The sequence below is a fragment of the Streptomyces atratus genome, from assembly GCF_014648655.1.
GTDB classification, from domain to species: domain Bacteria; phylum Actinomycetota; class Actinomycetes; order Streptomycetales; family Streptomycetaceae; genus Streptomyces; species Streptomyces atratus.
The window spans coordinates 1-3040 of sequence record NZ_BMRN01000139.1 but is presented as its reverse complement, the minus strand read 5'-3'; the positions used below and the strand labels follow the sequence as shown (position 1 = coordinate 3040).

General features: G+C 70.8%; 1 protein-coding gene. It reads right to left on the bottom strand.

The annotated features are described in order from the left end of the window. A partial coding sequence (locus IEZ15_RS43585) for a condensation domain-containing protein (RefSeq protein WP_189282465.1) occupies positions 1–3040 on the bottom strand: 3040 nt, incomplete at both ends.

The window sequence follows — 3040 nt, the reverse complement described above, 5'->3', positions numbered from 1 at the left end:
GGCACGGACTCCCCGACCTCCTGACCGGCCGAGATCTCGAAGACACAGCAACCGACCACCGTCTCCGTCGGCCCGTACTCATTGACGATCACGGACTCCGGAGCCCGGGAGAACCAGTCGCGGACGACCGTGCCGGGCAGAGCCTCACCACCGACGATCCAGCAGCGGGCTGCCTGGGAGGCCTGGGCCTCGGTCAGCATCTCCGTCAGGAGCGGCAGGTGGGCGGGGACCGCCTTGACCAGGCCGAAGGTGCCGGGGTCCTTGATCAGTTCGGCCAGCCCCTCGGCACCACCCGTCTCGCTGGCGACCACCGCGGAGCCGGTGACCAGCGGCACCAGAACGCTGGTCACGGTCAGGTCGAAGGCGAGCGAGGAGTGCAGCGGAGCACCCCCGCCACCATTCATGCGGTACGCGTCCGCAGCCCAGGACACATAGTTCGCGAGGCCCTTGTGAGTGACAGCCACACCCTTCGGGCGGCCGGTCGAGCCCGAGGTGTAGATGACGTACGCAAGCCCCTCGGCCGCGACCCCCACCTCCGGCGAGTCGACAGAAGCCGCGGCCAGCTGCATCTCCACCAGCGTGCTGTCCAGCGCCACGAAGCGGTTCCGACCAGCCGGAAGATCGTCCAGGATCTCCTCGGTCGTCAGCGTCAGAGCCGCACCGCTGTCGGCCAGCATGAACCCGATCCGCTCAGCCGGATACTCCGGATCGATCGGCAGATAACCAGCCCCCGCCTTCCAGGCCGCGAGGATCGCCACCACCGTCTCGATCCCACGCGGCAGACACAGACCCACCAGCGACTCCGCACCCACCCCCTGACCGACCAGATAGTGAGCCAGCCGGTTCGCCCGCGCGTCCAGCTCCGCGTACGAGACCGTCTCGCCGTCCGCGACGACCGCCGCCGCGTCCGGAGTCCGCCCCATCTGCGCCGCAAACAGCTCCGGCACCAGCATCGACCCAAGGTCCACGGCAGTGTCATTCCACTCCTCCAGCACCCGACGCCGCTCGTCCTCCCCCACCACCTCAAGGGTGCTCAGCCGGACCTGCGGGTCGCCGACCAGCAGACCCAGGACACGAACGAAGCGCTCGCGAAGTCCCGTGACGGTGTCCCGGTCGAACAGGTCCGCCGCCGCGACCACCTGGCCCCAGACGCCGGCTGGTGCGCCCTGCTCGTCGTAGGTCTCGGTGAGCCGGACCTCGACGTCGAACTTCGCCACGGCAGTGTCCGAGGACGTGCCACCGCCTTCCGCGCCGGGGAGATCGAGGACCGCCTCGGCATTGTTCTGGAGGTCCAACTGGACCTGGAACAGCGGGTGTCGGGCCATCGAGCGCGAGGGCGCCAGCTCCTCCACCAGCCGCTCGAACGGCACCTCCTGGTGGGCCAGGGCGGAGAGGCTCGCCTCCCGCACCCGGTCCAGGACCTCGCGGAAGGTCGGGTCGCCGGACAGATCCGTCCGCACCACAAGGGTGTTGATGAAGAAGCCGACCAGATCGTCCAGGGCCTCGTCCGTGCGGCCGGCGTTCGCCGAGCCGATCGGGATGTCCGTACCCGCGCCCAGTCGCGACAGCAGCATCGCCAGCGCAGCCTGTAGCGCCATGAAGGGGGTCACGCCCCCGGCGCGAGCCACCTCCACGAGCCGTGCGTGCACCTCGGCCGGGATCTCCACCGGCACGCGGTGACCGACGTGGGACGCGACCGCCGGACGCGACCGGTCGAAGGGCAGCGCCAGCTCTTCCGGCGAGTCTGCCAACGCCTCGCGCCAGTACGCCATTTGGTGCGCGATCACGCTGTCGGCGTCGGACTCGTCGCCGAGCAGTTCCCGCTGCCACAGCGCGTAGTCCGCGTACTGGACCGGCAGCGGCGTCCAATCCGGGGCCTCGCCCGCACTCCGTGCCGCGTAGGCCGTGGACAGGTCCCGGGCCAGCGGGGCCGTCGACCAGCCGTCGCCCGCGATGTGGTGGAGCACCACGACCAGCACTCGCTCGTCGGGTCCGGCCTCAAACAGCGTGGCCCGGATCGGCGCCTCGGCCGAGAGGTCGAAGGCGTACGCCTCCGCCTCGGCCACGGCGGCGTCCAGCTCCGTCGGCGCCACCTCGATGACACCCAACTGCCAATCGAGGTCGGCGAGTTCGACGACACTCTGGTACGGCTCGCCGCCCTCGGCCGTCGGGAAGACGGTCCGCAGGACCTCATGCCGCCCGATCACGTCCCGGAAGGCGAGACCGAGCGCGTCCCGGTCGACGTCACCCGCCATCCGCAGCGCGAACGGGATGTTGTACGTCGAGCTCGGACCCTCTAACTGACCAATGAACCAGAGTCGTTGCTGAGCGAAGGAGAGCGGCACCCGCTCCGTCCGCTCACCGGCCGTCAGCGCCGGCCGCGCCTGCCCGGCACCCATCAGGCCGGCGGCGAGACCGGCCACGGTCGGGGTCTCGAACAGGGCCCGCAGCGGGACCTCGATGCCCAGGACGGTACGGACCCGGCTGATCAGACGCACCGCGAGCAGGGAGTGGCCGCCCAGGGCGAAGAAGTCGTCGTGCACGCCCACCTCGGGAAGGCCCAGGACCTGTGCGAACACGCCGCACAGCAGCTCCTCCCGCAGGTTCGACGGCCCGCGCCCGGCCCCCGCCTTGCCCGCCGAGTAGTCCGGCGCGGGCAGGGCCTTGCGGTCGAGCTTGCCGTTGACGTTCAGCGGCAGCGCGTCCAGGACCACGACCGCCGAGGGCACCATGTAGGACGGCAGGCAGTCGCTCGCGAAGCCGACGACCCGGGACGGCAGTTCACCGGCCGACGCGCCGTCGCTCGGGACCACGTAGGCGACCAGGCGCTTGTCCCCCGGCACGTCCTCGCGGGCGATGACGACCGCCTGGGCGACCTCCGGGTGGGCGGCCAGCACCGACTGGACCTCGCCCAGCTCGATACGGAAACCACGGACCTTGACCTGCTCGTCCGCCCGGCCCAGGTACTCGACCTGACCGTCCTGCGACCAGCGCACCACATCACCGGTGCGGTAGAGACGGCCACCGTCCGACGCGAACG